General features: G+C 63.1%; 7 protein-coding genes and 1 pseudogene. 4 read left to right on the top strand and 4 right to left on the bottom strand.

Going from position 1 to position 16,528, the window contains the following annotated elements:
• Window position 1: 1 nt before the first annotated feature.
• Genes ACGLHS_RS27720 through ACGLHS_RS27705 form a run of 4 tightly spaced genes read left to right on the top strand, consistent with a single transcriptional unit; the run spans window position 2 to window position 7,839 of the window.
• The gene (locus tag ACGLHS_RS27720) at window positions 2-1,366 is read left to right on the top strand and encodes a DotU family type VI secretion system protein (RefSeq protein WP_394485039.1); all 1,365 of its coding nucleotides are present in this window, start codon (window positions 2-4) and stop codon (window positions 1,364-1,366) included.
• Window positions 1,366-5,025 carry a type VI secretion system membrane subunit TssM gene (gene tssM / locus ACGLHS_RS27715; RefSeq protein ID WP_093247089.1) on the top strand — a complete coding sequence of 1,220 codons (3,660 nt, stop codon included), beginning with the start codon at window positions 1,366-1,368 and terminating at the stop codon, window positions 5,023-5,025. The genes ACGLHS_RS27720 and tssM overlap by 1 nt, the downstream gene beginning before the upstream one ends.
• Before the next feature lie 5 nt (window positions 5,026-5,030).
• Entirely contained in the window at window positions 5,031-5,744 is a 714-nt protein-coding gene (gene tagF, locus ACGLHS_RS27710; protein ID WP_093247088.1) for a type VI secretion system-associated protein TagF, read from the top strand.
• A 43-nt stretch (window positions 5,745-5,787) separates the two neighbouring features.
• Window positions 5,788-7,839, top strand: coding sequence for a serine/threonine protein kinase (locus ACGLHS_RS27705; protein WP_394485036.1), 2,052 nt, complete (start codon window positions 5,788-5,790; stop codon window positions 7,837-7,839).
• A 21-nt stretch (window positions 7,840-7,860) separates the two neighbouring features.
• Here the strand turns inward: ACGLHS_RS27705 and ACGLHS_RS27700 are convergent.
• The 4 genes and pseudogenes from ACGLHS_RS27700 to ACGLHS_RS27685 all read right to left on the bottom strand — a co-directional run.
• Window positions 7,861-8,523: pseudogene (locus ACGLHS_RS27700) on the bottom strand (ATP-binding protein); the annotation flags it as partial.
• A gap of 252 nt (window positions 8,524-8,775) precedes the next feature.
• Complete coding sequence (locus ACGLHS_RS27695; protein ID WP_394485035.1) at window positions 8,776-10,233, bottom strand: hypothetical protein; 1,458 nt, start codon at window positions 10,231-10,233, stop codon at window positions 8,776-8,778.
• A 376-nt stretch (window positions 10,234-10,609) separates the two neighbouring features.
• A complete protein-coding gene (locus tag ACGLHS_RS27690) occupies window positions 10,610-12,082 on the bottom strand; it encodes a multidrug DMT transporter permease (protein ID WP_394485033.1) in 1,473 nt (490 codons plus the stop codon).
• Window positions 12,079-16,494: an NACHT domain-containing protein gene (locus ACGLHS_RS27685; RefSeq protein WP_394485031.1), complete on the bottom strand. Its 4,416-nt coding sequence runs from the start codon at window positions 16,492-16,494 to the stop codon at window positions 12,079-12,081. The genes ACGLHS_RS27690 and ACGLHS_RS27685 overlap by 4 nt, the downstream gene beginning before the upstream one ends.
• Between the last annotated feature and the right edge of the window lie 34 nt (window positions 16,495-16,528).

The following is a 16,528-nucleotide window of genomic DNA, read 5'->3' as shown; positions in this document are numbered from 1 at the left end:
TATGAACGGTGTCAACGACATGGCCGTCGGACCGGGAGGCTTCGTGCCGCCGAACCCCGGTGGCGGCGCGAACGGCGATTCGTCGCGCGGCTTCGGCGCGCAGCCCGAATCTTTTACCGCGTGGCATGACGCGCGGCGTCCGCATGCGGGCGACACGGCGCTGGCCGGCAACAACCCCTTGGTCGCGGCGGCCAATCCGCTGCTCGACCTGATCCCGCAGATCCGCGCCACCGGCCACCACCCCGCGCCCGCGCAACTGCGCGAGCATCTGGTCGATGAAGTGCGGCGCTTCGAGACGCGCGCGCAGCAGGCCGGCATCGCGCCCGAAGTGATCATCGGCGCGCGCTATTGCCTGTGCACGGCCGTCGACGAGGCCGCGGCGCTCACGCCGTGGGGCGGCAGCATCTGGTCGTCGCAGAGCCTGCTCGTGATGTTCCACAACGAGACCTGGGGCGGCGAGAAGTTCTTCCAGCTGCTCTCGCGCCTGGTGCAGAACCCGCAGCAGCACCTGCAGCTGATCGAACTCATCTACTTCTGCCTGGCCATGGGTTTCGAGGGGCGCTTTCGTGTCATCGACAACGGCCGCTCGCAGCTCGAAACGCTCAAGCAGCGGCTGCTGCAGATCATTCGACAGACACGCGGCGAGATCGCCGTGCCGCTGTCGCCGCACTGGCAGGACGCGAGCGCGCCGGTGCGCCGCACGCGCAACTGGCTGCCCGTGTGGGCGGTGGCCGCGCTGGCGGGGGTGCTGCTGGTCATCGCGTTCACGGTGCTCAACTTCAACCTGGCCGGCAGTTCCGACGGCGCGTTCGCGGCCGTCAATGCGGTGCACCTGCCGCAGTCGGCGCGCGCCGTGGCCATTCCGGCGGCGCAGCCGCGCCTGCAGCGCTTTCTTGAACCCGAGATCCGCGACGGCCTGCTGACCGTGCGCGACGAGGCCGACCGCAGCGTGGTGGTGCTGCGCGGCGACGGCCTGTTCGCCTCGGGCTCCGACCGCGTGCTCGACCGCTATGCGCCCGTGCTCGCGCGCGTGGCCGATGCGCTCAATGCGGTCGAAGGCAACGTCCTGGTCAGCGGCTTCAGCGACGACCAGCCGATCCGCAGCGTGCGCTTTCCTTCCAACTGGCAGCTTTCGCAGGCGCGTGCCGATGCGGTCAAGAAGATGATCGCCGCGCGCGTGACCCGACCCGAACGCCTGCGCGCCGAAGGCCGCGGCGATGCCGATCCGCTGGTGCCCAACGACTCGGCCGCCAACCGCGCGCGCAACCGGCGCGTCGAGGTCACGCTGCTGGTGGCGCCGGTGGCCGGCGTGCCGGTGCAGCCTGTGGCGCCCGCCCCCGCACCCGCGCAAGGAGGAGCACGCTGATGCTGCGCGCCATCTTCCGTTTTCTCATCAGCCGCGATCTCTGGGTCTTCCTGGGCCTGATCGCCGTTGCGTTCCTGATCTGGATCATCGGCCCGGCCATCGCCGTGGGCCGCTACCGGCCGCTCGAAGACGAACTCGTGCGCATCGTGGTCATCGTGCTGATGTTCGCGATCTGGCTGATACGGCTGGTCTACCGCAAGTGGCGCGAGCACCGGCTCAATGCGCAGCTGCTCAACCAGCTGCGCACGCCCTCGAAGAAAGAGAAAGAGGCCAAGCCCGAGGACGCGCCCGAAATCAAGGAGCTGCAGAGCGGCTTCACCGACGCCACCGCAATCCTGAAGAACATGCGCTTCGGGCAGGGCGCCGACGGCAAGCCCGCGAGCCGCTTCGCGGTGTTCGACCGGCAGTACCTGTACCAGCTGCCCTGGTACATCTTCATCGGCGCGCCGGGCTCGGGCAAGACCACGGCGCTGGTCAACTCCGACCTCGACTTTCCGCTGGCCGACCAGCTCGGCAAGGCCGCGGTGCGCGGCATCGGCGGCACGCGCAACTGCGACTGGTGGTTCACCAACGAGGCGGTGCTGATCGACACCGCCGGGCGCTACACCACGCACGAGAGCAACCGCGAGACCGACGAAGGCGAGTGGAAGGGCTTCATCGAGCTGCTCAAGAAGTTCAGGCCGCGCCAGCCGATCAACGGCGCCATCCTCACCATCAGCATCGCCGACCTGCCGCTGGCCGACGACGCGCAGCGCGCGCGTCACGCCATGGCGCTGCGCAAGCGGCTGCTGGAGCTGCGCAACGACCTGGGCATCGACTTCCCGGTCTATGTGCTGGTCACCAAGACCGACCTGCTGGCCGGCTTCAACGAGTACTTCGGCTCGCTGGGCCGCGCCGAGCGGCAGCAGGTGTGGGGCTTCACCTTCCCGATCGAAGGCAACCCGGCCAACAAGTCCCGGGGCAAGGCGGCCGCTCCCGCGAGCACCGACCTGCGCGAGCGCTTCCACCAGGAATACAAGCTGCTGCACCAACGCCTGGACGAACGCCTGCCCGAGCTGCTGGCGGCCGAGCCCGACCCGATGCGCCGCGCGCAGGCCTACCTGCTGCCGCAGCAGTTCGCAAGCTTCGAGGACATCCTCGGTACCTTCCTGGCCGACGTGTTCAACCCCTCGAAGTTCGAGGCCGCGTCGATGCTGCGCGGCGTGTACTTCACGAGCGGCACGCAAGAAGGCACGGCCTTCGACCGCGTGATGGGCGCGATCAAGCGCTACCTGCAGGTCAACGCGCCGCCGGCGCCGCCGCCCGGCCCCGGCAAGAGCTACTTCCTCAAGGAGCTGCTGCAGCAGGTGATCTTCCGCGACGCGGGCGTGGCCGGCACCAACCTGCGTTGGTACCGGCGCAAGCGCGCCATCGACATCGCGGGCTACAGCCTGATCGGCGTGCTGCTGGTGCTGTTCCTCGGTGCCTGCGTCAACAGCTGGCGCAACAACAAGGACTACGTGGCCGAGGTCGATGGCAACGCGAAGGCCTTCAACAAGGCGTCCGCGCGCGGCGAGCTGCCCACGGTGGTCGACTCCAGCGGCGACATCGCCAGCTCGCTGCTGGTGCTGGACAAGCTGCGCGACCTGCCCAAGTCGAGCCACTTCGACATCGGCGATCCGCCCGTGTCGTACCGCTTTGGCCTCTACCAGGGCGAGAAGCTGCAGGCCGCGACCGATGGCGTCTACCAGCGCGCGCTCGAAACCGTGCTGCTGCCGCAGGCGGCGCAGCGCATCGAGCAGTCGCTGCGCGAAGCCTCGAAGGCCGACGCGGAATACAGCTACGAGGCGCTCAAGGCCTACCTCATGCTGTACGACGCCGAGCGCTACGACGCCGACTTCCTGCAGGCGTGGCTGCTGACCGACGTCGACCGCAAGATCGGCGCCTCGCTCACGCGCGAGCAGCGCGCCAACCTCGAGATGCACCTGAAGACGCTGTTCGCGGGCCGCGTGCTGACGTCGCCCTTCGCGAAGGACGACCGCCTCATCACGCAGACGCGCGAGCGCCTGGCCGGCGTGCCGCTGGCGCAGCGCGCCTATGCGCGGCTGCGGCGCATACTGCTGCAGACCAGCCCGCCCAATGCCTTCAGCATTGCCGAGGCGGGCGGTGCCGAATCGGCGCTGGTGATCCGGCGCGCCAGCGGCAAGCCGCTGACCGACGGCATCCCCACGCTGTTCACCTACCGCGGCTACTGGGACACCTTCGACAAGCGCATGGCCGAGACCACGCTGTCGCTCGAACAGGAAGACCGCTGGGTGCTGCAGATCCGCGCGCCCGGCATCGCCGACATCACCTCGCGCGAGCTGCTGCTGCGCGAAGTGCGGCGGCTCTACCTCACCGACTACATCAAGGTGTGGGACGACTACCTGGTCGACATCCGGCTGGCCGACAGCCGCTCGCTGCTGCAGAGCATCCAGATGACGCGCGTGCTCTCGACCAGCGAGTCGCCGATGTCGCGGCTCATTCGCGGTGCGGCGCGCGAGACCGACCTGCTGCGCAACCACGACGAGGCCGCGCGCAGCCTGCTCGACCAGGCACAGAACCGCGTGGCCAGCACGCGCGAGCGCATCGAGCAACTGATCGGCCAGCCCGACGGCAGCCAGCGCCGCAACACGCAGGTCGACCGGCCCGAGTCGTTGGTCGACAACCACTTCGAGCCGCTGCGCCGCATGGTGACCGCGCCCAAGGCCGGCGGGCAGGCGCCCATCGACGCGACGGCCGCGCTCATCAACGAGCTGTACAACTTCCTCACCGCCACCGACACCGCATTGCGCAGCGGCAACATCCCGCCGTCGAGCGATGCGGTCACCAAGGTGCAGGCCGAGGCAGGGCGCTTGCCGGTGCCCTTCCAGGGCATGCTGAACGACCTGTCGGCCACCGCGTCGTCGAAGGCTGCGGCGGTGACGCGGCAGAACATCGGGCAAAGCGCGGCGGCCAGCATCGGCTCGTTCTGCAACCAGGCGATCGCGGGGCGCTATCCGTTCTCGCGCGGTTCCAACCGCGACGTGGCCTCGGGCGATTTCGCGCAGCTCTTCGCGCCGGGCGGAATGATGGACGACTTCTTCCAGAAGAACCTCGTCACGCAGGTCGACACCTCGGTCAACCCGTGGGCCTTCAAGCGCGGCGTGGACGGCAGCGCCTCGGGCCGCTCGGGGTATCTCGATTCGTTCCAGAAGGCGCAGGCGATCCGCGACGTGTTCTTCTCGGGCATGGCGGGCGGGCGCACGCCGTCGTTCACGCTCGACATCCGGCCCGAGGACATGGACGCCGCGCTCACGCAGTTCACGCTCGACGTCGATGGCCAGACGGTGCGCTATGCGCACGGCCCGCAGGCACCGAGCACCATCAAGTGGCCCGGCCCGCGCAACAGCAACCAGGTGCGCCTGCAGGTGACCACCGCCAACGGCACGCCGGCCGGCGGTATCGTGACCGAAGGGCCGTGGGCGTTGCATCGCCTGTTCGACAAGGCCTCGATCTCCGCGGGCAGTTCGCCCGAATCGTTCAACGCGACCTTCGACCTGCAGGGCAAGAAGGTGGTGCTGGCCGTGACGGCGAACAGCGTCTACAACCCGCTGCGGCTGCCGCAGATGAACAGCTTCTCGTGCCCCGGGAAGTCCTGACCGACATGAACAGCAGCATTCCCCCTCAAGCCTGGGTGCCGGTCGACGAACAGGTCGGCTGGTACGGCAAGCTGCCCGCCGCCGGCGACTTTCTTTATCGCCGCATGCCGCGCGAACTGCAGGCCTGGTGGGACCGCTGGATGCAGAACGGCCTGGGCAGCTTCAAGCGCTGGCCCGATGCGATGACGCGGCACTATGCGGTGGCGCCGGTCTGGAACTTCGCCATTCCGGCCACGCAGGGCGTCAATGCGGTGCAGCTCGGCTGCATCGCGCCGAGCTGCGACCGCGTGGGCCGCTACTACCCCGTGTGCGTGACGCTGCAGGTGGCCGCGTCGAGCTACCGGCCGTCGGTGCTGGAAGGCTCGGCCGAGTGGTACTGGCAATGCGGCACCGCCTTGCTGCAGGCCATCCGCCATGGCGTGGCACCCGACCAGTTCGACAGCCAGGTGCTGGCCGCGGGCCGCGCCGGCTTCCAGACCGCCAGCGGCGGCTCGGACGACATTCTTTCGATCCTCGGGCCTACAGCCGGTGGCGCGGGTGCCCAGCAGCGCCTGGGCTGGCCAGAGCTTCCACTGTGCTTCGATGCCTTCGGCAGCACCAGCTACTGGTGGACCAACCAGGCCGACGGGTCGCCGTTGCGGACCGCTGCCCACGGCGGCGGCCTCAACACACCGCTGTTTTCAAAACTGTTTTCGCAGGGGCATGTGCCATGGGCATGAAGCGTCACAAGAGCCACGGTCCGGCCGCGGGAGGAGAAGAAGCATGACAACGACGACGCATGGCATCGGCAGCCTGCCGGCCGATCCGCAAGAGCAGCCTCATCCGCTGGGCGTGGGCCATCGGCTGGACGAATTCGAGCTGCTGGAGGTGATCGGCGAAGGCGGCTTCGGCATCGTCTACCGCGCGTACGACCACTCGCTGCAGCGCGAGGTAGCCATCAAGGAATACATGCCCTCGATGCTCGCGCGCCGCGTGGGCGACAACAGCGTGCACGTGCGCTCCGAGCGGCTCACGGCCACCTTCGAGGCGGGCCTGCGCAGCTTCATCAACGAGGCGCGCACGCTCGCGCAGTTCAGCCACCCGGCGCTGGTGCGCGTGCATCGCTTCTGGGAGGCCAACTCGACCGCCTACATGGCGATCCAGCTCTACAAGGGGCGCACGCTGCGGCGGCTGGCCGAGGAAGAGCCGGGCAAGGTCACCGAGACCTGGCTGGTCGGCATGCTCGGCCCGCTGCTTGGCGCGCTCGAGACGCTGCACCGCAGCCAGTGCTTTCACCGCGACATCGCGCCCGACAACATCTTCATCCAGCAGGACGACCTGCCGGTGCTGCTCGACTTCGGCGCGGCGCGCAAGTCGATTGCCGACCTCGTCGACGAGGTGGCGGTGATGGTGAAGTCGGGCTACTCGCCGATCGAGCAGTACGCCGACGACAACACGCTGCTGCAGGGCGCATGGACCGACCTGTATGCGCTGGGCGCCGTGCTGTACCGCGCGGTCACCGGGAACCCGCCGCCCTCGGCCGTGGTGCGCAGCGTGCAGGACGCCTACGTGCCGCTGTCGTCGCTGGGGCGCAGCGACCTGAGCCCGGCCTTCTGCGCCGCCGTCGACCACACGCTGGCCGTGCACAGCAAGGACCGCACGCAGACCGTCGCGGCCTTCGCGGCCGAGCTGGGGCTCGTGAAGCTCGGCGAGATCTACGTGAGCGGCATGGCCGCGCCGACGGTGATCATTCCCGCCGCGCCCGTGCCGGCGACACCGCCGCCGCCGCAACGCGTGCCGCAGCAGTTTCCACCCGCGTCGGCGCCGGTGCCGCTGGAGGGCGGCGATACGCGGGGCTTCGCAACGCCACCGGTCGCGGCGGCCGAGCCCGTCATGAAAACCAGCGCCAAGGCCAAGCCGAAGCCGGCCGCTGCGCCGCAGCTTGCTGCGCGGAAGAAGGCGTCATCGGGAAAGCCGTGGCTGCTGGTCGGTGGGCTGGTGGTTGCGCTGGTCGCCGTGGGCAGCTGGATCGGCCTGCGCATGACCTCGACCAAGCCGGAGACCTCGACCGCGATGGTGCCCGTGCCGCCGCCTGCATCGTCGATGTCGAACACCGCATCGCCGCCGGCGGTGATGCCGCCGGACACGGGTGCGCCAGCCTCGACCCCGGTCGCCGGATCGGGTGCACCGGGCGCACCCGATGGCGTGGTGCCGCCGGCCGTTGCCGGTGGCAGCACCGTGGTCGCCGCCGCATCTCCGCCCGCGGCAGCGGCAAGCGCACCCGCTGCCGGCGGTTCGCTGACCCCGTTGGCGAGCGTGCCCGTCAACCAGCCGCCGACCACCGTCGTGCCGCCCGAGACCCCGGCTGTGACGGCCGAAGTCGAAGACTGGAACCTGGCGCAGGCCGAGAACACGCGCGAAGGCTACGAGGCCTACCTGCGCCGCTATCGCCGCGGCCTGCACGCGCGCGATGCACGCAACGCGATCGCCGAGCTGAACCGGCTCTCGCCACAGACCGTTCCGGTCGCGCCCGGCGCGCTGCCACCCGGTGCCGCCACCACGACGGTGGCGGGCGTGACCACGGGCACGGCAGGCGGCACCGCCGCACCCGCAGGCCCGCCGGGTACGGGGCGCGTGGTGCTCAACATCCGCCCGTGGGGCCAGGTGTTCGTCGATGGCGCGGACCGTGGCGTGAGCCCGCCGCTCAAGTCGCTGTCGCTGCGCCCCGGCATCTACAACATCGAAGTGCGCAACGGCGACCTCGAGGTGTACCGGCAGCGCGTGACGGTGCAGGACAGCAAGTCGGCACCCGTGGTGAGCCACGAGTTCAAGTAACGGCCAAGCGCCTCAGACGCGTCAGGCGGCGCTGCGCAGTGCCCGCCGGTACTGCACCGCTTCCGCCACGTGCACGATCTGCACCGCATCGGACGCGGCCAGGTCGGCGATGGTCCGCGCCACCTTCAGCGCGCGGTGCGTGCCGCGTGCCGACCATCCGAGCTTGTTCGCGGCGTTGAACATGAACTGGCGCGCCGAGGCCTCCAGCCCTGCGTGCACGTCGATGGCACTGCCTTGCAGCGATTGATTGGGCGTGCCCTGGCGCCGCATCGCGCGTTCGCGCGCAGCGACCACGCGGGTGCGGATGCTGTCGGTCGATTCGCCAGGCGGCGCATCGAGCAGCAACTGCGGTGACACCGCTGGCACCTCGATGTGCAGGTCGATGCGGTCCAGCAGCGGGCCGCTGAGCTTGCCCTGATAGCGTGATATCTGGTCGGGCGTGCAGCGGCAGGCCTTCGAGGCCGCGCCGAGATAACCGCAAGGGCAGGGGTTCATCGCGGCGATCAACTGGAACCGTGCCGGAAATTCCGCATGCCGCGCAGCCCGCGCGATCGTGATCGTGCCGGTCTCTAGTGGCTCGCGCAGGGCTTCCAGCGCGGCGCGCGCGAACTCGGGAAATTCGTCGAGGAACAGCACGCCGTGGTGGGCCCGCGAGATTTCACCGGGGCGTGGTGGCGACCCTCCTGTGAATTACTGCTAAATATGCGACTGAGAAAAATTGACTTCCAATGAGGCATGTCGCATGCTTCACATCAAATATCGTGACTGAAAACCACTAATAAGTGCGACTGAATGGAGATTTCAGCTTAATGACGCGACTCGTTTTGGATGGGCCAGTCAGGCCGCTTAAATTGGCCCGCAGAAGTCTTAGCGGGCGTGTTGCCCTCGGCGCTGGGGGGACGGCTGGCTATGAGTCTTCGCTTGAACGAGATTGGCTCATAGCCCTTGATTTCGATTGGCGAGTGAAGCGCATCCAGGAGCAGCCCTACACGCTGGGCTACTTACATGAGGGAACCCTTGTATTGCTCCTTGTCCCTGAAGTTTTTCAAGTGCGTGGACCAAATATTCGAACTGCTGCGACCTGGCGCGCATGCGCTCAAGAGCATCAGCGGGCGCTGGTGCGACACCGGCGTACGTCGGACTTCCCGCCGAGACCAGCGATGCGGCACCACTCGGTGTTTGAGGTGCGGGCTTCCCAAACTTTTGGCTGCTCTCCTTCTTCTGCTTATCGATCTTCGGCTCGTTAAGAAAAGCGAACGAATCCAAGGAGAAGACATTGATCGATTCGTCGGCATCTGGATCTGATGTAGACGTAGCCAATGCTTCGGGATCGCCTTCTACGGGAGGTTTTCCAGGCCGATAGGGGCGATTGCCTTCGGCGGGATGCTGCACTTCCCCTATCGCGTTGCTGGTGTGGCTTTCGCGCATGATGACTTGGTCCGGGAGGGACCAAGAGGAGCCTGTAATCGCCGTGACCAGGAAGCGCTCGAATTCCTGTGGCTGCGATGGTTTACGCGCGCGTAGCTCAAACCCCTGAAAAATCATCTTGAACGGATTTGGCTCCGAGCGATGTGGAATGTTCGCGCTTGCGAACCAACTTCGGCCCTCTGAGCCTCTCTTGCCGTTGTTTTGAATGAGCGAGTCGGTATACAGTGAATCGGCCTGCATTCGCCCATGCGGGTCGAACCATAGCAAAGCCAACGGTGCAGCCAAATGAAGAGGGACTCCTGGTTGCAGCACGATGTTCCAAGTCCCAGTCGCGGCATCGACCCCCGTAAATATTCCCGACTCGTAGTTGTTGAACGAGATGAGCTCCTTGGCAGACCGAATCCAAGCATCGCTGCAGAGGGCATTGATCATCTTTGAACTCAAGCCATAAAAAGCTCGGAAGATGACTATCTTTGGCAGGATGTATTCGGTTTTCTTGTGCCGAAACACGAGACAGCGCGATTCCTGAACGCCAGCGATGCCTCCGATAAGCTGATACTCGAAGCGATTCAGCACGCGAAAGGGTGTAGGAACCGTCCAATCGGGCGGAGCATCAATCTCGGCACCAATCCTCTGGTCAGCAATCGTCGTGCTGCCGGTGAGCGTAACTGTGCGGGATTTTCTCGGTAGCCGGCTAACTCGCCCCGCTCCCTCGATGACGTCACCTACGTACAGCAAGGGAAGGTAAGCAGCCTGGATCACACGACCAACAAACATCGGTGGTTCCTGCGCCGGCGCGGGATCGGAAGCGTATGGTGAGCGCGGCCTCGTGCCGAGTAGCTCTTTGACGTTGTCGTCGTTCAGCAGGGCGAGTGGTGATTCGGAATCATGACCGAGTTGAAAGCGGTCTATCCACTTAACAAGCCACAGGCCGGGTGGAAGAGGATCGTCTGCGAAAAGTTGCATCTGCTTATAGGGCTCCCTTCACTAATTTAACGCAGTCGCGTCAATAGTTGTAGATGAACTGCGTCAACTAGATCCACAAAATCTGCTGGGTGAGTTATCACTTCACAGTGCTGACTACGCGCTAGCGCAGGTACGCGGCGTTTGTAGTAGAGCGGCCCGGCTACGAAGGCAGGTTTCCTTTGACGAACTCAGACGGCTAGCCTTTCATGATCGGGAGAGGAGGAGAATTCATTCTCGGCGGCCTCATCGGCGCATCGAGTGGTCTTCTCCTGAGCTACTTGGTTGTGGATGCTGTGGGATTATTTGAAGGATCTCCATCGGTGTATTTTCCAGCGCTGCTTGAGAATCTGCCTGCCTATCGCTCGGCGCATACTCTCTATGACCGCTCACATTGCGTAGGAGATCCGGAAAAAATAGCGCCACATACTGGCTCTTCGGCCACAAAGGACTCGTAGCTGGCGGTGCGCCTCAAGCGCATTACTCTCCAAAGATAGAAGTGTCGATCTGGGGTCTGCTCTCCATTGGCCTGCGGGGGGGCTGCCTCTCCAATCAGCGCCGTACCGCAGAGCCCGCTCATCGCTGTGGGATGGGCTGGCGACCAGCCAGCGTTCCAGTAGTTGAGGGTTGCCACTTGCCTGTGTCCCGATGAGATCTTCAAATTGCCTTCCATTGGTTCGACAGTGAGGCCTCCGTCGATTCCGGTCATGATCGGGTAGTAAAGGCGGTTGGGGTACAGATCTGTCTGGAGATATCCGATTCGACCAAACCCATAGACGGTAGCCATTGGAGCAGCGTTTGTTTCGGGATCAAGCACACGCTCAAGTTCGACCTTCGGTACGGAAGTCGTCTGCGCGCACCCGGAAGCTTGGCAAGCACCGTAGTAACCCCGGATCTGCTGAGCATGAAAACGCTTTGCCAAGTCTTGTGCATCAACGGTAGTTGATCCCCACTGGCGCCACCTGACGACGGAGACCTCCACGATCTCGTTGTCGCTCACATACGTCGGCGTCACCAAGGCGAGCAGCACGGAACCAGGGTGGGTTGCAGATAGACCGGCGATCGCATCGCGAATGAAGGCTTTAACAGCACGATTTCTAGTGCCGACCCCTTGACCAAGCGGAGGCAGCCACCGAGGGCGCGTGGAACGCAGAAATGCCAGCGTGGGGTCTATAGGTAAAGCCGCGAGGGCCAGTATCATCGTCCACTTCTCGGGTGCACCCCAGAAGGCCCTTGCCACGGCGAGCGTGCGCTGATACGCCGTCGTCATTCGATGAGTTGCCCTGGACGTCAAGCCGCCTGTGGCATTGCCGCCAAGTGGTCGTACAAAATGGCCCAAATCGCCTTGGAGTGGCGCCCCTGGATAAGTTTGCTCGGTCTTGAACCACTCGAAGGCGCACTGTCGGATAAATGGAAGACCGGTGTCGCGCTCTAACTGCAGCAGACGTGTGCGATAAACCCGCGGTACGTTGACGCCTTGGATGTCTACAAATTGTGCCGGAGCGTCGAAGTCGTCGGGGGACTGTTGTAGCGAGGGATTTGGTTGCTCGTGCAACGTGAGTCCCATATCGCGCAGCAATACCTCTGCCAGTAATGAAGGGCGTGTCAACGCGGGTATCAGCCCGGCGTTTGGCCTTCCTCCTCGCTTGGCGGCCATCCAAAAGATGAACAGGATTTCGACAGCTTCGCCTTCCAGGCGGCAGCGTGTTAGCTCCTTCAAAAGCCGCCTCGACACTTCCTCGCAGGTCGCCGGCAGAAGCAAAAAAGCTGCGAGCTCTTGAATCACCCACCATCGCGTTGCTGATACAGGCCAGCGCAGGCGAGCAATGAGAATCTCGAGGTCCTCGCTCAAGCTGTGTCCCGTTTGGCTTCAACGAGAGCATCTGCCCATTCAGGGCGCTCGAGTCGCAGGGTCCTAGTGTCCTCTTGAACGGATCGAACCATCGCCTCGGTAAACTGAACTGCTTCAGTCTTTTTCCCCTGAAGACCAAGAAAGTAAACCATGATGTCGCTCGGAATGACGCGGCCTGCGAATGGCTTCTCGTACCAACTGAACGATGATTTCAAGAAGAACTCGTCGCATCGACGGGGGTACTTTTTGACGACGGTTCTCAACCGAGCTTCGGTGACCTCTCGGGGCTCCCAATGCATCGGCCCAAGCCATCCACCATTGAACCGCTGTGCCTGCACCACATACGGAAAGGCCGCGGCCGGACCTTCCAGCCTCACTTTCGTCGCGAAAGCCAAGTCAAGTAGCGCGTGCAGGTCATCGTCACGGCAATCGAGTGAAAGAAGTCTGGGCTCAAGCGTCGCGATCAGCTCCGAACCTTGCTGCTGTCCTTCCCAGTAGCTGTACCACTCACACAGAACGTCCCTGCGAATGCCGTAGTGCTCGGCCAGATCAGACAGCAGTCGAGGCAGGTCGGGCACCTTGTAAGTCTTGACGTCTCCAGGGAAAGGTTTCCAGTTGGTCGTCGAGTTTCCTGACTTTGGTGAACGGATCCTGCCTACGTCGACTCCGATGTGTTCTTCACCTTGAGCAAGCAGGTCCGCTGCGGTCGCATTTCCGCCAGTGGCTGCTTCTTCCATCCGGTCGACGGCTTCTCCATGGAGCCCTGTCCGCATCAATGCATTCAGCATGGGGGAGCTAGAGGCGCTGGTTGCCACGAATGTGTTGAAGCTGCTTTCGGCATGACTCCATTTGCCAGCCTCCGTGTGCTCCCTGTGCTTCTCTACGAGCGCGCCTCGGTGCAACCTCGCCAACAACTCATCTGCTTGGCCCAAGATGTGCCGAGTGCCCTTGCCGTCCGTGTACGACAACACGTTGTGTACCTGAGGAGAAATTTCGGCCAGCAGCCTGCGCGTCTCATCTGGAGCGATGGGCTCCAGATAGTCCAACGCATCCATGACTTCGGCGAGAGCCGGATCCTTGCGCTGGCCATAGCCGATCGCCAACTCCCATGTTCTACGGCACGCATCCGTAGCTAGCGTGCGGAGGTTGTGCCGCAAAGCCATCTCGCAAAGCTCGAGGCACATCGTCATGCGGGTACCGGTTTCCTCGTCGACGCTCGCGTCCAACGCTTCCAGTTGTTTTCGAATGAAAAAATCGGCTGCTTCGTCAGACAGAGCCTTCACGCCGCCAGACACGTATTGCACCCTGAACTGGTTTACGTCGAACCACTGCAGTGGCATGGCACGCTGCATCTCATCAATTTCGACCAATGGGCTTTGACCAAATCTTGAGCTCAGAAGGTGCAGATCGATTGCAATAGCGTGCAAAGAGCGCCGAAAGTCGGACGCGCCTTGGGCGAGATCGTAGTTCGACGAATATCCCGGAAGGGTGATGCTCTCAAATGCTTCATAGACATACGAAAAGGAGGTGGGTACTCCCGAACGCCATCGGCCTGCCGCATCTTTGCCAAGTTCACTGATGTGGTCCAGATAGTCCGAGACATTGTCCCGATCTCCGAATCTTGGGGCCTTGGATAGAGGGATGTCATCCGTCTTCGTGGTCAGCGCGAGGTGCGCCGAACCAAAAAACCAGTCATGGACAAGATTGGCAAGGGATTCCTGGCGCTGCTCGTATCCGCCATTCAACCAGTCCACTTCGAGCGGTCGTTTCCACACATCCGCTTTTCCTCCAACCATCGCCGTCAGGCAGCCGACGAGAACACCACAAGTAAGCCGGGGAAACTCAGTCCATGACGGAAGATCCGCGCCGGCTATGGCGGCTGCTCGAACTGCAGCATCACACACCATCTGCTTGGCGCTGTCTTCGGGAAGTTCGATAGCGATACCAACCAGAGCCCGCAGATCCTGCCTGTCGATGTACACCTCCATGAACTTGCGCACGATAGAAAGTGAGTTCTCGCGAACAATCTTAGCTGCCTGTGCCGTAGTTGTACCCAGTACACCAAGTGATCCAAATGCCCGCGCCAAATAAAGGTGCCCAATGCGCGCTTCATTCCTTCTATTCAGGTTGATGAAGCGGCTTTCGCCGCGGTACCGCCGATAGGCTTCTTCGGCGCACTTGACTGCAGTCGCTCTGTTGCCTCGGGCATCGAGTGACAGCCCAAGGGCTGCCATGTCTGTAGTCGGTAACTCGTGCCGCGATGCGACGGCCTCGTCAATGACGCTGTCGTCTTGAGCGAGCATCCAAGTGCATGCCTTGAGACGAGTCGCGTCTACGCCGTGGAGCTGGTACGAGAGGGCGTTCAGCAGTCGGGTTTTGAGGTGGCGAAGCCGATACGCGTCGGCATACTGTGCACGCTGGATCGCGTGCTCCTCGGCTTCGCCGAGAAGGCCTTCAAAAAGCTCGATAGAGTAGCCCTCTTGTAGGCGTTCCATGACCCAATCACGCCGCAATCCCTCAATGAGTTCATCTGGACGACCTTGCCTAGCTTTCACAGCCCAAAGCCAATTGACGCGTAAAGCATTGGGAGCGGATTGGCTTAACCAAGCCTCGACGTGCGGTGTCAGCTCTGCAATACGTCTTCCGTATTCATCGGTCTGCTTGATGAATACAACAAGGCTTTCGTGAAACGGCTTGAGTCCTGCCGCAGAGTTGTGTAGCAGGTGTTCGACTGCCGTGACTGCAGGAACGGGCAGTCCGGCGAGTACTGCAATCTCTGCAAACGCCGACTTGGGCCAAAAGAATGGGAACTCGCAAACCAGTCGTAAGACGTCCTTCTGACTTGCAGTGAGTAATTGCCAGAGCGAGCCGTAGTAGCTCTTGGCGTCGTGACTCAGGTCGCCAGCAAGCTGTTCGATGCTCCACTTCGAAAGCGCACGGCCCGAGTGAACAAGCTCCTCTGTCGCATAGATCACGTGCAGAGGATGGCCGTTTGTCCGCGCTCGCAACTCGGCCGCTGCAGATTGAAGTTCCTCTCCTGCGCGCGCTTCGTCGATGGTCATCTGTAGACGCCCCTGCGAAAGCTCTTTTCGCAGGTACTGGAAGACAGCCTCGTCAGACATCGACGGAAGTTCCCGCCATGTGCTGCGCGGGGCCTCGGTCAGCAGCCGGTTCGGCAATTGCTGGTCGTCGACGGGCTGGGTTCCGACCACTACCACCAGATTGTCCTCAGCCGGCAGGATCTGGTCGAATATCTCCTCCAGGGGGCGCTTGTCTTGGCCTTGGTTGCGCCAGACATGATCAAGACCGTCCAGGATGACCACAAAGGGCTTTCCCTTCGACTTGTAGTGACTGGCGCAGCTGGCCAAGACTGATCGCAGTGATTGATCCCCAGTCACCACGTCGCTGTGAAAGGTCTTGACCTGAGACTGTAGCGATTCTTCGACAACAAAGCTGGTGTGACGATCAAACGTCCGATCGGTGGCCGACAGGTAGTAGTGATGGCGAACGAAGGGGATTCCCTTTTTCTGCAGCAGTTCACACACTCTGCTCAGGTAGGTGCTTTTTCCGCGGCCTGGTGGCCCCGTCAGGACGATCGGCTGTTTAGGCCTTGCTTCGATGGCCGTGACGAAGCCGAGATGAAATGCGGTATCGGGAACTCGATACCCTGGCGGGATGAAGAAATTCTCCGGCAAGGGCTCGGGCGCCACCGCGCGAAGCGTCGTCTTCAGGATCTCGAGGGTGATCCACCCCTCAGGCGCCGGCTGGTTTTTCTCGATCGCCCAATGGACTGCACGGTACTTTAGTGCTTCTATGCCCTCCGCAGTCGCGTGGCGTCGAAGCCTCTGAGTGACGTGAGCTTCAATGCTGGAAAAGCCTTTGTCACTATGCCGAATCACCAGTGCCTTGAAGAGTCGCTTGGCGTTCGCGGCCCCATCGAGTGTTTCCTCGATCTTCAATCGAACATCTTCCGGGGCGCGGGTGTAGTTGATGAGGTTGTCGTCTGTAAGGCAGGTCTCCATCACGAGGTCCGGCACGCGATTGGTCAACAGGCGGATATCACCGATCTCCGATTGATCAATGGACTCAAATGCATCAAACCATTTGCGCAGATTAGATCGAGATTTCCCGCCTGCCTTGCCCGGTTTATCCAGCAGCCAGTCCCAGTTGAGTGGGTGCTTTTCCGAGGAAGGCGTGAACTTCACTTGCCACAGATCGCGGCGTCCATCAGCGCGAAGCGCAACCAGGTCGTCGAGACCCTGAGGTGCCACCTCCTCCTCATCGCATTCGAAGCGGACGCGCGTGTAGCGCGTAGGGGAGTCCAGCCAATCACAAAGCAAATTCACGCCCTGCATGGTCTGGTAAACGTATCCCGAAGCGGGGATGGCCGAAGTTTTGATTTCTGCGCTCATTGCAAGAGGGACATGTAGACGCAACGCGGTGGAT

Source organism: Variovorax sp. VaC1 (genome assembly GCF_043658315.1).
In the GTDB taxonomy this organism is placed as follows: Bacteria; Pseudomonadota; Gammaproteobacteria; order Burkholderiales; family Burkholderiaceae_C; genus Variovorax.
This window is presented reverse-complemented; position numbering and strand designations above follow the sequence as displayed.

Bases quoted from the DNA above. Each gene is read 5' to 3' on its own strand.
- ACGLHS_RS27720 (WP_394485039.1), top strand. From the start codon at position 2: ATGAACGGTGTCAACGACATGGCCGTCGGACCGGGAGGCTTCGTGCCG.
- tssM (WP_093247089.1), top strand. From the start codon at position 1,366: ATGCTGCGCGCCATCTTCCGTTTTCTCATCAGCCGCGATCTCTGGGTC.
- tagF (WP_093247088.1), top strand. From the start codon at position 5,031: ATGAACAGCAGCATTCCCCCTCAAGCCTGGGTGCCGGTCGACGAACAG.
- ACGLHS_RS27705 (WP_394485036.1), top strand. From the start codon at position 5,788: ATGACAACGACGACGCATGGCATCGGCAGCCTGCCGGCCGATCCGCAA.
- ACGLHS_RS27695 (WP_394485035.1), bottom strand. From the start codon at position 10,233: ATGCAACTTTTCGCAGACGATCCTCTTCCACCCGGCCTGTGGCTTGTT.
- ACGLHS_RS27685 (WP_394485031.1), bottom strand. From the start codon at position 16,494: ATGAGCGCAGAAATCAAAACTTCGGCCATCCCCGCTTCGGGATACGTT.